General features: G+C 60.0%; 18 protein-coding genes. 9 read left to right on the top strand and 9 right to left on the bottom strand.

The features are described 5' to 3' along the window. Positions 1-308: 308 nt before the first annotated feature. Positions 309-542 (bottom strand): hypothetical protein, encoded by a 234-nt coding sequence (locus tag PM3016_RS09525; protein WP_013915307.1) that lies wholly within the window; start codon positions 540-542, stop codon positions 309-311. A 308-nt stretch (positions 543-850) separates the two neighbouring features. On the opposite strand from PM3016_RS09525, the gene PM3016_RS09530 reads away from it, so the two are divergent. Then, complete coding sequence (locus tag PM3016_RS09530) at positions 851-1,600, top strand: class I SAM-dependent methyltransferase (RefSeq protein WP_014369286.1); 750 nt, start codon at positions 851-853, stop codon at positions 1,598-1,600. Positions 1,601-1,686: 86 nt separating this feature from the next. Beyond that, positions 1,687-1,884 (top strand): cold-shock protein, encoded by a 198-nt coding sequence (locus PM3016_RS09535; protein ID WP_013915310.1) that lies wholly within the window; start codon positions 1,687-1,689, stop codon positions 1,882-1,884. Between the two features lie 309 nt (positions 1,885-2,193). Here PM3016_RS09535 and PM3016_RS09540 read toward each other — a convergent pair whose 3' ends face one another. The 7 genes from PM3016_RS09540 to PM3016_RS09570 form a co-directional block, all read right to left on the bottom strand. Further along, positions 2,194-2,841: a nitroreductase family protein gene (locus PM3016_RS09540; RefSeq protein WP_014650107.1), complete on the bottom strand. Its 648-nt coding sequence runs from the start codon at positions 2,839-2,841 to the stop codon at positions 2,194-2,196. Positions 2,842-3,062: 221 nt separating this feature from the next. Beyond that, on the bottom strand, positions 3,063-4,517 hold the full coding sequence (locus PM3016_RS09545; protein WP_014369287.1) for a SulP family inorganic anion transporter: 1,455 nt from the start codon (positions 4,515-4,517) through the stop codon (positions 3,063-3,065). Between the two features lie 375 nt (positions 4,518-4,892). Then, positions 4,893-5,996 carry an efflux RND transporter periplasmic adaptor subunit gene (locus tag PM3016_RS09550; protein ID WP_014369288.1) on the bottom strand — a complete coding sequence of 368 codons (1,104 nt, stop codon included), beginning with the start codon at positions 5,994-5,996 and terminating at the stop codon, positions 4,893-4,895. A gap of 51 nt (positions 5,997-6,047) precedes the next feature. Continuing rightward, entirely contained in the window at positions 6,048-7,427 is a 1,380-nt protein-coding gene (locus PM3016_RS09555) for an ABC transporter permease (protein ID WP_014369289.1), read from the bottom strand. Further along, entirely contained in the window at positions 7,424-8,116 is a 693-nt protein-coding gene (locus tag PM3016_RS09560) for an ABC transporter ATP-binding protein (RefSeq protein WP_014369290.1), read from the bottom strand. The genes PM3016_RS09555 and PM3016_RS09560 overlap by 4 nt, the downstream gene beginning before the upstream one ends. A 260-nt stretch (positions 8,117-8,376) precedes the next feature. After that, the gene (locus PM3016_RS09565) at positions 8,377-9,507 is read right to left on the bottom strand and encodes an MFS transporter (protein WP_238540479.1); all 1,131 of its coding nucleotides are present in this window, start codon (positions 9,505-9,507) and stop codon (positions 8,377-8,379) included. A 58-nt stretch (positions 9,508-9,565) separates the two neighbouring features. Beyond that, complete coding sequence (locus PM3016_RS09570; RefSeq protein WP_014369292.1) at positions 9,566-10,930, bottom strand: hypothetical protein; 1,365 nt, start codon at positions 10,928-10,930, stop codon at positions 9,566-9,568. A 183-nt stretch (positions 10,931-11,113) separates the two neighbouring features. Between PM3016_RS09570 and PM3016_RS09575 the strand changes: the two genes are divergently transcribed. The 7 genes from PM3016_RS09575 (at position 11,114) to PM3016_RS09605 (ending at position 15,946) form a co-directional block, all read left to right on the top strand. Beyond that, positions 11,114-11,431 carry a hypothetical protein gene (locus PM3016_RS09575; RefSeq protein WP_013915318.1) on the top strand — a complete coding sequence of 106 codons (318 nt, stop codon included), beginning with the start codon at positions 11,114-11,116 and terminating at the stop codon, positions 11,429-11,431. Positions 11,432-11,470: 39 nt separating this feature from the next. Continuing rightward, complete coding sequence (locus PM3016_RS09580; protein ID WP_014369293.1) at positions 11,471-12,070, top strand: hypothetical protein; 600 nt, start codon at positions 11,471-11,473, stop codon at positions 12,068-12,070. Between the two features lie 43 nt (positions 12,071-12,113). Beyond that, complete coding sequence (locus PM3016_RS09585) at positions 12,114-13,145, top strand: tetraprenyl-beta-curcumene synthase family protein (RefSeq protein WP_187298028.1); 1,032 nt, start codon at positions 12,114-12,116, stop codon at positions 13,143-13,145. Between the two features lie 55 nt (positions 13,146-13,200). Continuing rightward, complete coding sequence (gene pfkA / locus PM3016_RS09590) at positions 13,201-14,166, top strand: 6-phosphofructokinase (protein WP_013915321.1); 966 nt, start codon at positions 13,201-13,203, stop codon at positions 14,164-14,166. 185 nt (positions 14,167-14,351) lie between these two features. Next, positions 14,352-14,579 carry a DUF3906 family protein gene (locus PM3016_RS09595; RefSeq protein WP_013915322.1) on the top strand — a complete coding sequence of 76 codons (228 nt, stop codon included), beginning with the start codon at positions 14,352-14,354 and terminating at the stop codon, positions 14,577-14,579. A gap of 92 nt (positions 14,580-14,671) precedes the next feature. Continuing rightward, the gene (locus tag PM3016_RS09600; protein ID WP_013915323.1) at positions 14,672-15,205 is read left to right on the top strand and encodes an NADPH-dependent FMN reductase; all 534 of its coding nucleotides are present in this window, start codon (positions 14,672-14,674) and stop codon (positions 15,203-15,205) included. A gap of 36 nt (positions 15,206-15,241) precedes the next feature. Then, positions 15,242-15,946: a uracil-DNA glycosylase gene (locus PM3016_RS09605; RefSeq protein WP_014369295.1), complete on the top strand. Its 705-nt coding sequence runs from the start codon at positions 15,242-15,244 to the stop codon at positions 15,944-15,946. A gap of 164 nt (positions 15,947-16,110) precedes the next feature. Here the strand turns inward: PM3016_RS09605 and PM3016_RS09610 are convergent, their stop codons facing one another. After that, the gene (locus tag PM3016_RS09610) at positions 16,111-17,289 is read right to left on the bottom strand and encodes a putative glycoside hydrolase (protein WP_014369296.1); all 1,179 of its coding nucleotides are present in this window, start codon (positions 17,287-17,289) and stop codon (positions 16,111-16,113) included. Positions 17,290-17,354: the final 65 nt, after the last annotated feature.

Below are 17,354 nucleotides of genomic sequence, written 5' to 3' on the forward strand. Positions count from 1 at the left end.
GGTTGGTCTTCCTTTCGCAGCCGAGGAGATTCCGTTTGCTGATCACATAAAAATGACCCGTACCTGACCGGAGGTAAGGGTCTGGACAAACAGAAAAGACCCTTACCCGATAGGCAAAGGTCTTGCTAACAACGTGACGTTGCCAATAAAGCCGGGGCTCCGCGAAGAACCCGAAATGACGACTTTTATTGTGGAAGCTACTCCCCTTTGGAGGACACCTTATGTAATTAGCTTCATTATAACGAAGAGCCAAGCAGGGAGTCAAGGCTTATCCGCGGGGGATTTTGTAAAAAAAAGCCGGCCGTTCTCTACACCTGCTTGAATGCGGCGATGATCTCTTCATATTCTTCCGGGTTATCCTCGAACTTCTCCTTCGGAAACCGCTCGGCGACCCAGTGCATCATCTCGGGGCGGGAGAGGAAGGTGCGGGATTCTTCGCCCCATTGATCGGAGATTTCACGGAGAATCAGCTGTTTGCCGTTGACTTCCACCGTAAGCATGTTCCATTTATCTTTTTTGTAGATCACGTGTTTTTTAATCATAGGGCAGACTCCGTTTCTGCGGCCCGCCGGCGGCGGTGCCGGATATTCAGGAAAATTCAGGTTCCTGCGCGAAAATGATACCTCAGCCGCGGCCGAAAAGCAAGGCTGTCCGAGGGCGGGAGGATCAGGCAGAAGGGCGGATGGGGCACCGGGGCTGCGACCGGTTTCATTTATTTGGAAAAAACATTGTAAAATCCTGCCTCCCTGTGCTACAATCCGTTGTAAGCTTCAGCACCTGCCGGAGGGCGGGTGGAAGCAGCGGACGGATAACGAGCCGAGATGAGATCAGATGAGGAGAGATGAGCTGCATGACCATGAACCATGAAGCACAGGAACCGCAGGCCCCGGAGAAGAAGCCGGTGTATGAGCAGGCGGGAGTTGCCATGACCTGCCGGTCATACGATGAATACGTGAGGATGTTTTCGCTGCCTGATGAGCTGCTGGAAGCGGGACCGATTCTGGATGTGGCCGCCGGTGCCTCCTCGTTCGTCGCCGAAGCCTGCCGCCGCGGACTCCATGCGTCGGCCGCCGACCCGCTGTATGCGATGACGGCGGATGAGATCGCGGAGCACGGGAGCCGGGAGATCAGCGTATCGACAGAGAAGCTGGGGAAGCTGCAGCATCTCTTCGACTGGAGCGTACTACGGGGACCTGCATCGCCACCGGGCGAACGGGAAGCGTCCCTGCTTCGGTTTACGGAGGACTTTGCGGCCCTCAAGGATCAAGGGCGTTATGTGTCTGCGATGCTGCCCCATCTGCCCTTTGCGGACGCGAGCTTTTCCCTTGTGCTCTGCAGCCACTTTCTGTTCCTGTATCAGGAGCAGTTCGATTATGAGTTTCACCTGCACGCCGTGAAGGAATTGTTCCGGGTATGCCGGCCGGGTGGAGAGGTGCGGATTTATCCCGTGTACTCGCTGAAATGGGAGCGTTACGCGGAGCTCGATCGCTTGATGGACGCACTTGCGGATGAGGGGGCCGAGGCGGAACTGCTGCCCTCGGGCCTGCCGTTTATCCCCGGTTCCGGCGAGCTTTTGCGGCTTCGCAAGCCCTCTGTATAAATTGCCCTCTGTTGATTTATCCTGCTAAGAGTGGTATACTTAGCATATTCGCCCATGATGGCGATACATCTAGGAGGTTGTTTTCATTGAAGGGTACAGTAAAATGGTTTAACGCAGAAAAAGGTTACGGCTTCATCTCTGTTGACGGTGGCGACGATGTATTCGTACACTTCTCCGCTATCCAAGGCGAAGGCTTCAAGACGCTGGAAGAAGGCCAATCGGTTGAGTTCGAAATCGTTCAAGGCAACCGCGGTCCACAAGCAGCTAACGTTCACAAACTGTAATTAAACTTATCGTCCGAATCCTTTCAGGGAACGGACTGCATGATATAAGGTTTCTTCCGGAAATCATAACGATTGAACCTCTTGATCTCGCTTCTTGATTTCAACAAGAAAACTTACCGTCACTTGTTTACGGTACTCATTCATGTGCAGATAGTTTTCTTACAATCGTGTCATCATTTTTGTTCATAAAGCGGTACCTGGAATGCTATCATTCCGGGTCCGCTTTTTTCTGTTTCCGGGAAAGCCGGAATCAAGAAACCCCCGGCATCACACCGGGGGCTCTTGGAAGGAGAAGAAGGCGGACAGTTCCTATTCCACAAAGGTCAGAATTTCATCGACCGGCTTGCGGGCCAGACGGGCCGGACGCTCGGACGGATAGCCGAGGGCAATGACCATGTTCACCTGGCATTCCGGACGGATGTCCAGCACCTCGCGCAGCTGCTCTTCGGCCAGCAGGACCGGACCGGTCATCGGGCAGGTGCCGAGCCCCTTGGCATGGGCGGCCAGCATCAGGTTCTGCGCCGCGAGGCAGGAGCTCTTGATGCCCTCCTCGGCCCAGACCGAATCGTCGACGAGCTGCACCGGATCGAAGATCCGCTCGCGGAACTTGGAGTTGTACGGCGTAGCCAGGCAGACGATCAGCACAGGCGCATCCGAGAAGGCGGTGGCATAAGGGCCGAACGACTTCACGAGCAGACGGCCTTCCTTGCTCAGACCGCGTTCCTCGGCCTGGGCCGCTCTGCGGTGAAGCTGCTCCCATGTCAGGCGCTCGATTTCCTTGATTTTCTCTTTATTGGTGACCGCGATGAATTCCCAGGTCTGGGAGTTGGTGTCGCTTGGCGCGTACCGGGCACAATCGATAATCTCGCGGATATCCTCGACGGATACCGGCTGCTCGGTGTATTTGCGGATGCTGCGGCGATCGAGAAGCACTTCTTTGAATTCTTCGAAGGCCATGGCGGCAGGGGTAGTCGGGTTCATGAATAAGTTCATCCTCTCAAAAAGCTTGGACTCTGGCAAATTTGGTACTTGGTGCTAAGATCTGCTCTCCAATTATACCTCTACCGGCCTGCGATGACAACAAGCGGATGCGCATGTAACGAAAAACCGCCTTCGGTCAGGAAGGCGGTTCGGTCTTGTGGAGAGAGAGGCTGCGCCGGCCGGCCGTTCCACTTCCGTCAGTGGGCGCCGGAGGTCCCTAGGCCGGTGCGCTTCAGCAGCCCCTGGCTCTCTTCATTGAGTCCGGCGAGCTTCACGCTTTTGCCGGCGCTTTCGTACTTGGCTTTCACCTTGGCCAGGGCGTTCACGGCCGAGTGATCCCACAGGTGCGAATGCGAGAAGTCGATCACAACCTGACGGGGGTCGTTCTCCGCATCGAAGCCTTCGAGGAAGCCCGAGACGGTACCGAAGAACAGCTGGCCGTGGACGGTATAAATCTTGACGCCCTTGGCATCGGTATGGCTCGTTGTCCGGATGCGGGCCATTCTCCAGGCGAAGATAACGGCGCTGAGTATGACGCCTGCGAAGACGCCCTTGGACAGATCGTGCGTGGCGACGACAATGACTACGGTGACCAGCATGACGAGCGAGTCGCTGTACGGAATAGTCCGGATATTCCGTAGGGAGGACCAGTCGAAGGTGCCGAAGGACACCATGAACATGACGCCGACAAGCGCGGCCATCGGAATCTGCTTCACCACGCTGCCGAGCACCATGATGAGGAAGAGCAGGAAGGCGCCGGCCACGAAAGTGGATAAGCGGGTCCGCCCGCCGGATTTGACGTTAATGACCGATTGGCCGATCATCGCGCAGCCGGCCATGCCGCCGAAGAAGCCGGTGGCGATATTGGCAATCCCCTGGCCGCGGACTTCCCGGTTCTTGTCGCTGCGCGTGCCCGTCATGTCGTCTAGCAGGGTGGCGGTCAGCAGCGACTCGAGGATCCCTACGACCGCCAGAGACAGGCTGTAGGGGAAGATGATCGCCAGCATCTCCATCGTCAGGGGAACCTGGGGGAGATGGAAGACGGGCGGTGCGTTCGTGATCTCGCCCATATCACCTACAGTTCTGACGTCTAGGCCAAGCGAAATGACCAGTACAGATACAATAATGATAGCGGCCAGAGCCGAAGGGATCGCCTTGGTGATGCGAGGCAGCCCATAAATGATGACCAGCGTCAGACCGACAAGGGCATACATCAGCCATCCCTGTCCGGTGAAGTGCACGAGCTGAGCCATGAAGATCAGGATCGCCAGCGCGTTCACGAAACCGGTCATGACCGAATGGGGGACGAAGGTGATGAATCGGCCGAGCTTCAGTACCCCCATGAACCATTGGAGGATGCCGGCCAGCACGGTTGCTGCGAACAGGTACTCCATACCGTGATCCTTCACGAGATTCACCATGAGCAGCGCCATGGCCCCTGTTGCGGCCGAGATCATGGCAGGCCGCCCTCCGAAGATCGAGACGAGGACGGCAATGCTGAACGAAGCATAGAGACCTACCATCGGGTCCACGCCGGCGATGATGGAGAAGGCGATGGCTTCGGGGATGAGGGCCAGCGCTACCGTAATGCCGGACAGGAGATCCGCGCGGGTATTGCTGAACCAGTGATTTTTCAGTTGTGGGGCAAGCAAAAGAAACCCTCCTTGATCATAAAAAAGTTGAATATGACTTTCCACTCTCAGAAAAGTCGGGGCCGATGTCCAATAGCCACGATTATACAAGAAGAAGAGAGGAGGGTTCAAGGCATGAAAGGGCGGTGTAAGCGGAACCATCCGGTCTGTTCTCCCGAATGCTCCCGATATCTTGTCGAATTGGACGCCGAAGAACCGTATCCTCACCGGATACGGCTTGAACAGGTATGTACGGATGCAGGATTAACGGCCCAGCCTTGGCCGAACGGCGATTTGTGCCGGAGAACCTGAATGCTTGAGCGTTTGGGCTCTGGAGCAATTCCCCTCTGACAGCCAGAGCCTGATGTTGAGGAAAACGCCCGCGCTCTGCTGTGCCTACTGCAGCACCACGGTTTCCCCCTCCGAGACGCCTTCCATGATCTCCGTCTTCTCCGGTGTCTCCAGCCCTGGCTTGACCGCCCGGCGTTCGGCGGCCCCCTGCGCTCCCCGGATCATGACATAGGGGCCTTCCTTGTCGCGCTGGACGGCCAGTGTGGGGACCGTGAGCACGCCGCTCTTGCGCCCGGTCTCGATCGTAGCGGTAAGGCTGAGGCCGGCGATCAGCCGCTCATGGGGCTCCAGCGAGACGACGACCTCGAACGGTGCCGCCGTAGTTGTGCCTGCCGTTCCCGAAGAGCTGCCGCTGTCTGCGGCCTGCGCGAATTTGGAGAGGCGTTCGATTTTGCCCTTCAGCTTCACATCCTTCAAGGCGTCGACCTGTACTTCAGCCGGCAGCCCTTCCTGGATGCGGAACAGGTCGAACTCGCTGACCATGCAGATCAGCTGCAGCTTCGTCACGTCGACGATGCGGCCGATGCGCTCGTGCTCTTTGACCGATTCGGGCTCCTTCGTATCGTCGAAGAGGAAGATGCCGGCTTCGGGCGCATAATAAGCCGCCCCGTTCAGCTTGCTCATCTTCTCCGCCAGCTGAGCCCGGGTATGCTCCAGGGTCAGCGCCCCGATCTCCTGGGTGATGCGCAAGCTCTCGGCATCGGCGAACCGCTCTTTGGCCTCCGCTTCGGAGAGTCCTGCGGCTTCCGCCTGAGTGCCCTGGGCCGACTGGCGGAACCGGGCGAGCCGGCTCTCGAGCTCCTGCTTCTTCGCGCCGGTCTGCAGCTCTGCGATTTCATTGCGCAGCAGGGTATCGTCCAGGCGGAACAGCAGATCACCCTTGGCCACCTGGGCCCCGTCCTTCACCGCCCAGGTCTTCACTTCCGCTCCGAAGGGGGCATTGACATAGGACTCCTGCTGGTAGGAGGATTTGCCCTTCACCTCCACGGTGGAGACGATGTCTTCCCTCGTAACGGGGAAGGTAATGGCCGGAGCGGCGGCGGGAGCGGCCTGCCGGTCGCCCGGAGGATGGCTCAGGCTGTAGAGCAGGCCGGTGACGCCCAGCGCAAGGACGGCGGCGGCTCCCGCCAGCCATTTCTTTTTGCTCATAAGTCCGACTTCCTTTCTGTACAATTACACGTCCTGTGGGGGTGCCAAGGCTCAGTCGCGTTTGATCGCGGTCAGGGCATCGGTACGGGAGGCGTTGACGGCCGGGTAGATCCCGGAGAGCACGCCGGTCAGCACCGCGAAGAACAAGCCTACCGGGAGAATCCACGGAGAGATGAAGAGCGTCTCCTCGCCGGGGACGTCCGCCAGCTTCAGCAGGGCAATGTTGATGCCCCAGATGACCCAGTAAGAGAACAGGATGCCGATGCATCCGCCGACAAGCCCCAGAAGGGCGGACTCTACCATGAACATGTGCCGGATCTGCCGAAGATTGGCTCCGAGCACCTTCATGATCCCGATCTGCCGACGGCGCTGGTAGGTGGACATCGTCATGGCCACCACGATGGAGATGGAAGCGACGAAGAGGATGAACAGGCCGGCCCCCGCAAAAATCAGACGGATCATCAGAAACTCCTGCTTCATCCGCTCCTCGTAGTGAAGGTTGGTCTGCACGTTCAGGTTCAGCTTCTTCAGCATCTCTTCCAGAGCCTTCACATTCGCGACGTCATCCGCCTTGATCTTGACCTGGCTGAAGGTGGTGCCGCCCGTGCGGCGGATGGCTTTCGCGCTTTCGTCTCCGGCGCGCTCCAGTGCTTCGAGCAGCTGCTCTCCGAGTTTCGGGGAGACATAGGCCGTTTTTTGCCGGGAAGCGGCCTCCTCGGAGGCGCCCTCGGGCTTCTTGATAATGCCTGCCACTCTGGCGTGCAGGGAGACCACGCTGCCGGCCGCCTGGCCCGCCATGCCGACCGCTGCAGAGGGGGCTTCCGGCTTCAGCAGCAGCTGCTTCTGGTACATGGGATAGGGGATAAGCTGATAACTGCGCCAGGCGGCCTGGGCTTCCCGCTGCTGTCCGCTGCGTGCCTGCTTCGCGATGGACGCTGAGGTGTTCGCGTCAAGCAGCCCCATGGTCGCGCCATAGGTGAGCACGATTGCATTCTCCCCCTCCAGTGAGCCGCCGCCCTGCCCGAATTCGATGCCGAAGTCCTGAAGCGTATCCAGCTCGGTAATATGGACCTCATTCAGGAACCCCCGCTTGCCCCCCAGCTCGAAGGGAAGGCCGTTCAGGGTCTGGAAGGAGGCGACCGCCTTCACGTGGGGCAGTCCGCGGATGACCCCGATCTTGGTCTGCGTAAGCTCGCCTGCCCCGGACTCGGCCGAACCTTCGGTGCTGTCGCCCGGCGCAACCAGGATCTCGTCCATGCTCAGGAACTGGTTCATCGAATTGCGGGCGAGGGTCTGGATCGATTCGCCGAAGGCCAGCGCCACGATAATGGAGGAGGAGCCGATCGCCAGCCCCATCGCGCACAGCAGGGTGACGACGATGCGCCGCCGCAGCTGATCCCACCCGAGGCGCAGATAATCGCCCGTTCTCATGGCGGCGTCACCTCCTGACGGCGGTCTTCCACGAGCCGTCCGTCACGTAGATGGATCACGCGCCGGGTCCGCTTCGCAACCTCCAGCTCGTGAGTGACGATCACGAAGGTGAGCCCGAGCGTCCCGTTCAACTCCAGGAGCAAGGCGATGATCTCTTCCTCCGTCTTCGTATCCAGGTTACCGGTCGGCTCGTCCGCGAAGACGATCGCAGGCTCCGTCACGAGCGAGCGGGCGATGGAGACGCGCTGCTGCTGGCCTCCCGAGAGCTGCGAGGGGAAGAGCGCGCCCTTGTCCCCGATGCCGACACGCGTCAGCAGGCTGTCGGCCTTCTCCCGCCGCACTTTCGGTCTGACGCCCTGGAAGACGAGAGGGAGCTCGACATTCTCCCTTACGGTCAGATGGGGGATGAGCTCGTAAGATTGAAAGATAAAGCCGATCTGCGACCGCCGGAACTCGGCAAGACGATTCTCGTTCATGCGCTCGATGGCCTCCCCGTTGATGAGGATGGAGCCGGTTGTCGGTTTCATCAGACCGGCCATGAGGTTCAGCAGCGTCGATTTGCCGGAGCCGGAGCTGCCGAGCAGCGACACCAGACCGCCCGCTTCCACTTCGAAGTCGATCTGCTGCAGCACGGGGGTCGTTTCGGTGCCGTTCGTGAAGCTATGGGATAATCCTCGTACGGCTAACACAGGGTACCCTCCAGGTCTTGCCATTGTGGGGACGCTATAGTCCCAGATAACAGACGAGCCTCTTATGCCAAAAGTTACAAGTTAAGGAATAGTTAAGAATTCGGGGGGGCGGATAAAGAGAGCTGCATGCCAAAAAGCCGGGCCTCGTCATACCTGGAAGACGGTGTCCGGCTTCAAAACATATCATGGCGGTGCGGTGCGGGATCGGGTGCGCAAGGCAGGCCCCCTGCTGCTTCGTAGTGGGCTCAAGGAGGGCACGGTTACCGCTCCCCGCGCTGCATCTCCGCTTCCAGCGAGCTGTCTCTTGTCTTCGCATGAAGGACAAGGAAGCCCAGCATGCCGAGGAGAGCCAGGGCGGAGGCGGCGCCGTACATCGCGTGGGGGCTCCAGTTATTGAACAGCCAGCCGCCCAGCAGGCCGCTGAGCAGCCCGGCGAGCCCGGACCAGGTGATGGCGAAGAGCGCCTGTCCGCTTGCGCGGAACTGGTCCGGAACCACGCTCTGGATGTAGCGGATGCAGGTGAAGAGGAAGATGCCGAAGGAGACCGAGTGCATGAGCTGGATGACGATCACCCACTGCGGGTTCTCCACCTGGCTCATGAGCAGGAATCGAAGTGCGTACATCGCCGCGCATACGGCAAGCAGCGGGAGCTCCTTCAGCTTGTGGCCGTACTTGCTCAGCAGGAAGAACACGGGAATCTCGCTGAGCGCAGAGGCCATCCACGAGTTCCCTACGATGGACGCATCGGCCCCGAGCCGCTGCAGGAACAGGGCGAGGAAGCCGTCGTTCATCCGGTGGGCGACCGAGAGCACGAGCACGGTCAGCATGAACGCCACGAAGGGCCGGGAGCTGATGATCGGCATGAGGCCCGAGAAATCCGGCTTCTTGACGCCCGCTTCCCTGGCATCCTTCAGGAAGAGCGAGAGGGCCAGCGAGCAGAAGATGGTGCCGAGCACGAGGACGACGGTAAGACCGGCGCCATAGCTTCGCAGCAGCTGGCCGAAGACCAGCGCGGCGAAGGCGAAGCCGATCGAGCCCCAGACGCGGAACGAGGCGTAGCTTTTGCCTGTCCGGCTTGCGGTCAGCAGGGACAGCGAGTCGCTCAGCGAGGTCATCGGCGTCTGGAAGAAGAAGAACGCGCCCATGAGCAGCATGAGCAGGCCGAACGCGTCGGACCGGAACACCAGGAAGGCCATCGTGAGCTGGCCGATCAGGATAAGGACGAGCACCTTCTTCACCGTCCGGAAGCGGTCGCTCATCACCCCCCAGAACAGGTTCGAGGCGATGCCGATCATGGGGCCAACGGAGTACAGGAGCCCGATCTGGATGGTAGAGAAGCCCTTGGACTGGAAGTAGAGCGGGAAGTAGGACGTAATCACGGCCACGGTCATAAAAAAGGAAACGTAAAACACCGGAGCAGCGTGGGGCTGCCGGTTTCCTGTGTATCGGTCATTCGGATTCACTCGATTCGTTTGGTTTTGGCGGAGCTGCGAGCAGGCTGCCGGGCAGGCGGCCGTCCGCTTTGGACGTCTCCCGCAGCACATAGAAGACCACGCACAGCTCGGCGGCGATCCCGAGCGACTGGGCCAGCGCGCCGATGGCGCCGTTCCAGGCGGGATTCCAGAGCACGCCGAGGAACAGGGCCGCGAGGGTCACGGTCACGTTGGCGGCCTGCGACCAGACCATCACTTTGGTCTGGCTGCGGAGCATGAGCAGTCCGTTGCCGAAGTCCAGCCACGGGAAGAGCAGCACCATGAGCATAAATATCTTCAAAGTGGACAGGCTGGCAAGCATAAGCCTCTCGCTTGCACCCATCACGTGCTGCAGGAACCAGGGGCCGGCCGGCGTAAAGCACAGCACGGCCAGCAGCGCGGCCGGAATGAGCGAGAGCATGACGGTGAAGCGGAGCACGGCCGCCGGATCCTTCCGGTGGAAGTTCAGCACGATCTGATGTATGTAAGAGAAGAAGCTCTGTACGAGCTGGGTCACGCTGCCCGCTATAGCGAACGACGCGATCGCTAAGGCGATGTCGGACGTTTTGCCGAGAAAGGCGTTGATGGCAGGGCCTGCGATGACCGCGATGAAGGACGAGTAGAGCAGCGGCCTGTAGAAGGGAAAGATCTGAGACGCCGAAGCGATCTCATGGCCTTCCTTCACCTCCGGAATCACCCGGCGCAGCAGCGAACGGCCTTCCCAGACGGAGACCGACGCCTCGATGATCATCCCGGTAAGGAAGATGACCGCCCCCGCAACCGCGCTGTCGACACCGGTGCGGATGTAGTACAGGGAGAGCAGATACATCCCGAGCAGGCGGATTCCCATCCCGATCGTCAGCCATTTCGTTCTCATATTATAAATAATGATGCCGTGGAACAGGCAGCGGATGCCGGAGAAAATGCTCACGAACATGAGCACCCGGTACACCGCGATCATGCCGGGTATCATGGCTTCCTCGGCGCCGAACAGGTTCGTGAAGATCCACGGGCCGAGCGGCGTATAGGAGATGATGCCGCCAAGCACGAATACGGAGCCCAGCACGTAGAAGGCTACCCGCGACATCGCACGGAAGGAGCGCCGGTCGCGCACCAGGGCCGAGCAGGTCTGCCTCAGCAGCACCGCGGGCCGTTCCGTGATGCCGAGGATGCTCATCGGCAGGGCGTAGCTCGCGATGATGAGCTCCGGCGATACCGACCGGGCAAGCGTACTGTTGATGATGACGTGAGAGATGGTGACGAGGCTGGCGGACAGGCCGAGCGGCAGGAAGAAAGCGAACAGCTGCCGCAGCGACACGCGCTCCTTGGTCCCTTGTGACATGGCGATCCCCTCTTTTCAGTTTAGACATTATAGCATTGATTCGTCACAAGTGGAGCGTTTACTTTAATAAAATTTACGGGGGCACTGGAAGCCTTTCAACGTTCGTGATACATTTATATAGATATTCTGCTGTACAACCTGTGCACGGCTGACCGCATGCCGGGATAGAAAGGTGGAACAGACATGGATCATCTATTTGTATTCGACGAACGTCTGGGAATCCCGCTGCCTCGTCTGGACAAAGATTTCGAAGATTACAGCGAACGGGAACAGGAAGCGATTCTGCTGCGGTGGGAAGAAATCCGGGGCATGATCCCCGATCGGATAAAAAGACTCGAGACGATGATAATCGCCAGGCAGGACCAGCTGAACGTCGAGGACAACTTTGTGAGTTCCTGCCGGCTGAACACCGAGATCGCCGAGCTGGCAAGCACGATCAACGAGCTGCATCTCTGGTTCCGCGTACATCAGGACATCTCGGTGGGCAAGACCCACCTCTAGATCGCCGCTTGACGGCGGCACAAGGAGGAGGCGAACCGCTTGGCTTGGAAAGATCACTTCATAACGCTCTCGCAGCGTCTGGCGGCTCACGAACCGTCGCTCTACCCGGCCGAAGAGCTGGATGAGCTCGATGACATCCGCATCGGCAAACTCTCCGTCGAGGGCTTCGGCGAAGAGGAGAAGCCGTTCGCGCTGGCCGTGAAGTCGGCGCTGCATCTCTTCAACGAGAGCCTCGATGCTTCGCATGAACTCTCGCAGGAGCTGCACACGCCCGAAGGCAGCCTGCTTCACGGCATCATGCACCGCATGGAGGGCGATTACCCCAATGCGCAGTACTGGCTCCGGCTGGCCGGCCGCCTTCCGTTCTCCGACGAGCTCGGAGGACGGATGCAGGCTTACCTGAAGGAGCAGGACCTGGCCCGAGTGGGAAGCCCGGCGCTGCGGGAGAAGCTGGAGGCGATGGCGTCGCAGGCCGTGTACGACCCCGCTTCCCTGACGCAAGCGGTCGAACAGCAGGTCACCCGGTCGCGGGACGAAGGGGCGGAGGTTATGCTGAAGCATCTGCAGTGGATGGAGCTGCGTCAGCTGCTCGACTACTGTTATGTGCGCTCCGGCGGAGAGGGCGGTCTCTTTGCGTAACGCCGCGCTGCGATCCGCCGTTCCCGGGAACCCCTTCTCCCTGATGCTCCGGGTATACCGCTACGTGCTCCCGGGCGTCAGGGAGCAGCTGAAGCACTGGCGTACGCGCGCCCAGGCGATTCCCGATGCGGAGCTTCGCCGGCAGGCGCTCGCTTCCATGGCCTGCAAGCAGTTCCACTGCGAAGGGGGCGCCGTCTATGCCGTCGCCAACATGTCGATGCGGCATGTGCTCATTCCGCTCATCGTCGCTCTGCAGACGATCAGCGATTACCTCGACAACCTGTGCGACCGCAGCACCTCGCTCGATCCGGAGGATTTCCGGCAGCTTCACCAGTCGATGCTCGATGCGGTAGACCCTTCGGAACCGCTGCATGAGTACTATGCCTTTCGCAGCGAGCGGGAGGACGGCGGGTATCTGAACGATCTCGTCAAAACATGCCAGGCCAGCATCCGGCTGTTGCCTTCCTATGCCCTTGTGGCGGGTCAGGTCCGGGAGCTGGTGGGTCTGTACTGCGATCTGCAGGTGTATAAGCATATCCGGCCCGACCTGCGCGAAGACTCGCTGCTCCGGTGGTGGGAAGGGCACCGAAACCGGTATCCGTCCATCGCATGGAACGAGTTCGCGGCGGCCACCGGGTCGACGCTCGGCATGTTCATGCTGTTCCTCGCGGCCTCGGAGAGCGAGCTGGCACCGCAGACCGTGGAGGAGATCCGCGAGACGTATTTTCCATACATATGCGGGCTGCACATCCTGCTCGACTACCTGATCGACCAGGAGGAGGACGAGGCCGGAGGGGATCTCAACTTCTGCAGCTATTACGCCGGCATGACGCAGACGGTGGAGCGGATTGCCGCCATCGTAACGGAGGCACGGCGCCGGTCCCGCAGACTCGATCACGCCGCTTTTCACGGCATGATCATCGAAGGGCTGCTGGCCCTGTACCTCTCCGATCCCAAAGTAAGCAAGCAGGCCCAGGTCAAACAGGTGTCCCGGCAGCTCATGAAGGACAGCCCGCTCATGCGGATTTTCTTCTTCGTGAACAGCCTGTGGATCCGCCGGACGTCCCAGGCCTGACGCTATATATAGTCACCAACCATGGAGTGCGATTGAAACAAGGAGGAACCATACCATGTCAGTTAAAAAGATTGCAGTACTCACCAGCGGCGGCGATTCCCAGGGGATGAACGCAGCCGTCCGCGCCGTTGTGCGCAGCGGCCTGTTCCACGGCCTCGAAGTGTTCGCCGTCCAGCGCGGTTACGCGGGCCTGATCAACGATGACATCCGTCCGATGGACCTGCGCAGCGTCGGCGATATTATCCAGCGCGGCGGCACGGTGCTCCAGACGGCTCGCTGTAAGGAGTTCCTGACGCCGGAAGGACAGCAGCTCGGCGCGGACAACCTGCGCAAGCACGGCATCGACGGACTCGTCGTGATCGGCGGGGACGGCTCGTACCAGGGCGCGAACAAGCTCAGCAAGCTCGGCATCAAGACGATGGGCCTGCCGGGCACCATCGACAACGACATCCCGTTCACGGACTTCACGATCGGCTTCGATACGGCGGTCTCCATCGTGGTCGATGCGATCAACAAGCTGCGTGATACGATGAGCTCGCATGAGCGTTCGTCCATCGTGGAAGTCATGGGCCGCCACTGCGGCGACATCGCCCTGTATGCGGGCCTTGCGAGCGGTGCGGAGACGATCATCGTGCCGGAAGTCGGCTACGATATGGACGAGATCTCGAACCGGATGGCAGAGAACTTCGCCCAGGGCAAGCGCCACAGTATCATCATCGTGGCGGAAGGGGTCTGCGGCGGCGACGAGATCGCGGCGGAGATCACCAAGCGCAACGGCATCGAGCCGCGCGTAACCGTGCTCGGCCATATTCAGCGCGGCGGTGCGCCGACGCATAATGACCGGATCCTCGCGAGCAGCCTCGGCGACTTCGCCGTGCGCAAGCTGATCGAGGGCGACTCGGGCAAGGCCTGCGGCATCATCAAGGGCGAGCTGACCGTGACCGACATCGACAAGGTCGTCAACACGAAGAAGCCGTTCAACATGGAGCTGTACGAGCTCGCGAAGCGTCTGTCCCAATAAGAAGTGTCAGCAAACAAGCATCCGACCCGCGGTAAGTACCGGGGGGCCGGATGCTTTTTTTTTGAAATATGAGAATTTATATCTACGCCGAGGCTCGAGCCCGAGGAACAGAGACTTCTTGCCCCCCGGCCGGCAATAGGATAGGATGAGGGGGCAGCTACCAACCCCCCGGGAGGCGGAACAACATGTTTATGTACAAGATCGAAGTCGAATTGCACGAGGAAACGGTATTTGTGGTGCTGATGGCGGAGGATGACGCGCAGGCTTTCGATGCTTTGGAAGAAACACTGGTCCGTCATTACGCGCCCAGCCCGGATGTGGTGGATGCCAGCATTCTGGAGAAAAAACGGGCGGTGAAGGGATCTGCCTACGTGATCGAGCCCCGGATCAAGGGGGAGCAAGGAACGGATTGACATAATTATACATAACATATTAAAATGTATAAAAAGTCGAGGCTGAGCAGGTCCTTGAGGAGCTGCGCTTCAGCCGGAAGGATGGGAAACCCATGAAGATTACGATCGTAACGGGAAGCAACCGCAAAGACGCCTCGAGCACCCAGCTCAGCCGCTATATCGGCAGAGTGCTGGAAGAATCCGGCTGCGAGGTCACGCTGTTCGATCTTTACGAGCGGCCGCTGCCGTTCTACAGCCCGGATACGGCCGGAGGGGACGCCAACCTGGCGGCCTTCCGGAAGGCGCTTAACGAGGCCGAGGGCATTGTGCTTTCCACGCCGGAGTACCATGGCAGCCTGTCGGGCGTACTCAAGAATGCGCTGGATTGGGTGGGCTTCGACCAGTTTGACGGCAAAGTGACGCTCTCCGTCTCCTCTGCGGGCGGAGCGGTAGGCGTCAGCTCCCTGCAGCAGCTGCAGACGATCGTCCGCAACGTGCACGGGATCAACTGCCCCGAGTGGATCTCGGTCGGCGGTTCCCAGCGCGATTTTGCCGCAGACGGTGAACCGGCCGACGGCAAGACGCGGGAGCGGGTGCTCCGTACGGTGCAGTATTTCGTAGGCATGGTGGAACGCTTCAAGAAGTAAATTCAAAGGGTAATAAGCAGGGAGGAGGGATCGAAGATGACAGCCATCTTGAAGAATGACTGGGGGCAGCTTCTGGCCGAGGAATTCGAGAAGGAGTATTATCTCCGGCTCCGCGGGTTTCTCAAGTCGGAATACAGCGGGCATACGGTCTATCCGGAGATGCATGACATCTTTAACGCCCTTCATTATACGTCTTACACCGGAACCAAGGTTGTCATCCTTGGTCAGGACCCTTATCACGGCCCGGGGCAGGCGCACGGCCTCAGCTTCTCGGTGAAGCCCGGCGTCCCGGCGCCGCCGTCGCTCCAGAACATGTACAAGGAGCTGCGCGACGACCTGGGATGCTCCGTACCCGACAACGGGTACCTGGAGCCATGGGCCAGGCAGGGAGTCCTCCTGCTGAACACCGTTCTGACGGTGAGGCAGGGTCAGGCCCATTCACACAAGGGTCAGGGCTGGGAGCAGTTCACGGACCGCATCATCTCGCTGCTCAACGAGCGTGAGCAGCCTATCGTCTTCCTGCTCTGGGGGAACCCGGCGCAGAAGAAGGGGCAGCTCATCACGGAGGGGCGGCACTGCATCCTGCGTGCGGCGCATCCGAGTCCGCTGTCGGCGCACCGCGGCTTCTTCGGCTCGCGGCCGTTCTCCCAGGCCAATGCCTTCCTGGAGGAGAACGGCATGGCGCCGATCGACTGGCAGATTCCGAATCTCGGCCGGGGGACGAAGAGCGGCACTGCCTGAGGGCAAGGACGAGAGGTCATACGTATCACGGCACCCCCAAAGCCCGGTATCAGGAGGAAGACTCCTGCTGCCGGGCTTTTGCCGTTGGTCGCTCGCTGTCTGGAGTCAAATCTTGCCACGGCCCACCCGCCCAAAGAACTTCTTTTGACGGCAAGCAAGGAGGGCTATTCGTAATTCACCCCAGGGGTATAGGTGTTCACGGCATTCCACAGCAGGTATTCTTCCACCCCCTGCGCCTTCAGGGCCCGGATCTGCTCCTCGACCTCATGCCTGCCGTACTTGATATGCCCGCGCACCCAGCCTGCCGTGAAATCCTGGATCCACGGCCGGATGACGGGCTTCGCCCCCTGCAGCGGTTCGAGCTTCTTGTGCGTATCCTTCATCGAGCCTTCGATGGTGGCGTAAGGCCGGGCATCCGGCACTTGCGATCCGTACCAGCCGGCCGAATAGTGGCTCGGATAGACCATCGGCGAGATCACGTCGACCTGGCGGGAGATCTTCTCGAAGTCCTGTCCGATGCCTTCGGCGGCGGGAACGGAAGCGGCATAGCCGAAGATGTCGACGGAGACCCGGACGCCGAGCGGGTTCAGCTGCTCTCTGGCATACTGCACGAAGGACGCCACGGCTTCGATCCGGCTCCGCTCGTCTTTGCCGTACTGCAGGGTATCCGCCCGGGTCTCGAAGCCCTCCGGGAAACGGACGTAATCGAACTGGATCTCCTTGAAGCCGGCCTTCGCCGCCTCCTTGGCGAGCAGAATATTATAGTCCCACACTTCCTTCATGTACGGGTTGACGAAGCTGTCGGGCGGATTCTTGGCGTTGCCCCAGAGGGTGCCGTCGGGACGGACGAAGGATAAGTCAGGGCGCTGCTTGGCGAGCAGCGTATCCTTGAACACGACGATCCGGGCGATCGGATAGATGCCGTGCTCCTGCAGTGTGTTCATCAGCTTCGGGAGGTCGGAGATGATCTTCTTGGTGGTGCCTCTCGCCTGCAGCTCCGGATGCCCCGTTTCGTATGTAATGTAGCCCCAATCGTCTTTGATATCGATTACCATGCCGTTCAGTTCGGTGCGGTCCAGCAGCTCCAGCAGCGTATTCATGCGGGAGCCGGCGGCGCTGTGGGCGGTGACGTAGATTCCCTTGATCTTGGGGGCATCCGGCTGCGGGTCGGTTTGCCCCGCAGGGTGGTCCGGTACCGGTTCGGAGGGCAGCGGGGGACCCGCCTGCAGCATGGCGGCCCGCGAGCTTACGGCGGCCGTGGCGGTATCCTCGAAGGTGGCGCCGGGGTGGTCGGCGCTTATGCCTCCATAGGCCAGCAGCAGAGCGGCCAGCAGCAATTCCATGGGCATTCTCCTTGCTAGATTGATATCTTTCATTATAATAAAAGAGTTGGCAGCGGGACATACGC

Source organism: Paenibacillus mucilaginosus 3016, from assembly GCF_000250655.1.
In the GTDB taxonomy this organism is placed as follows: domain Bacteria; phylum Bacillota; class Bacilli; order Paenibacillales; family NBRC-103111; genus Paenibacillus_G; species Paenibacillus_G mucilaginosus.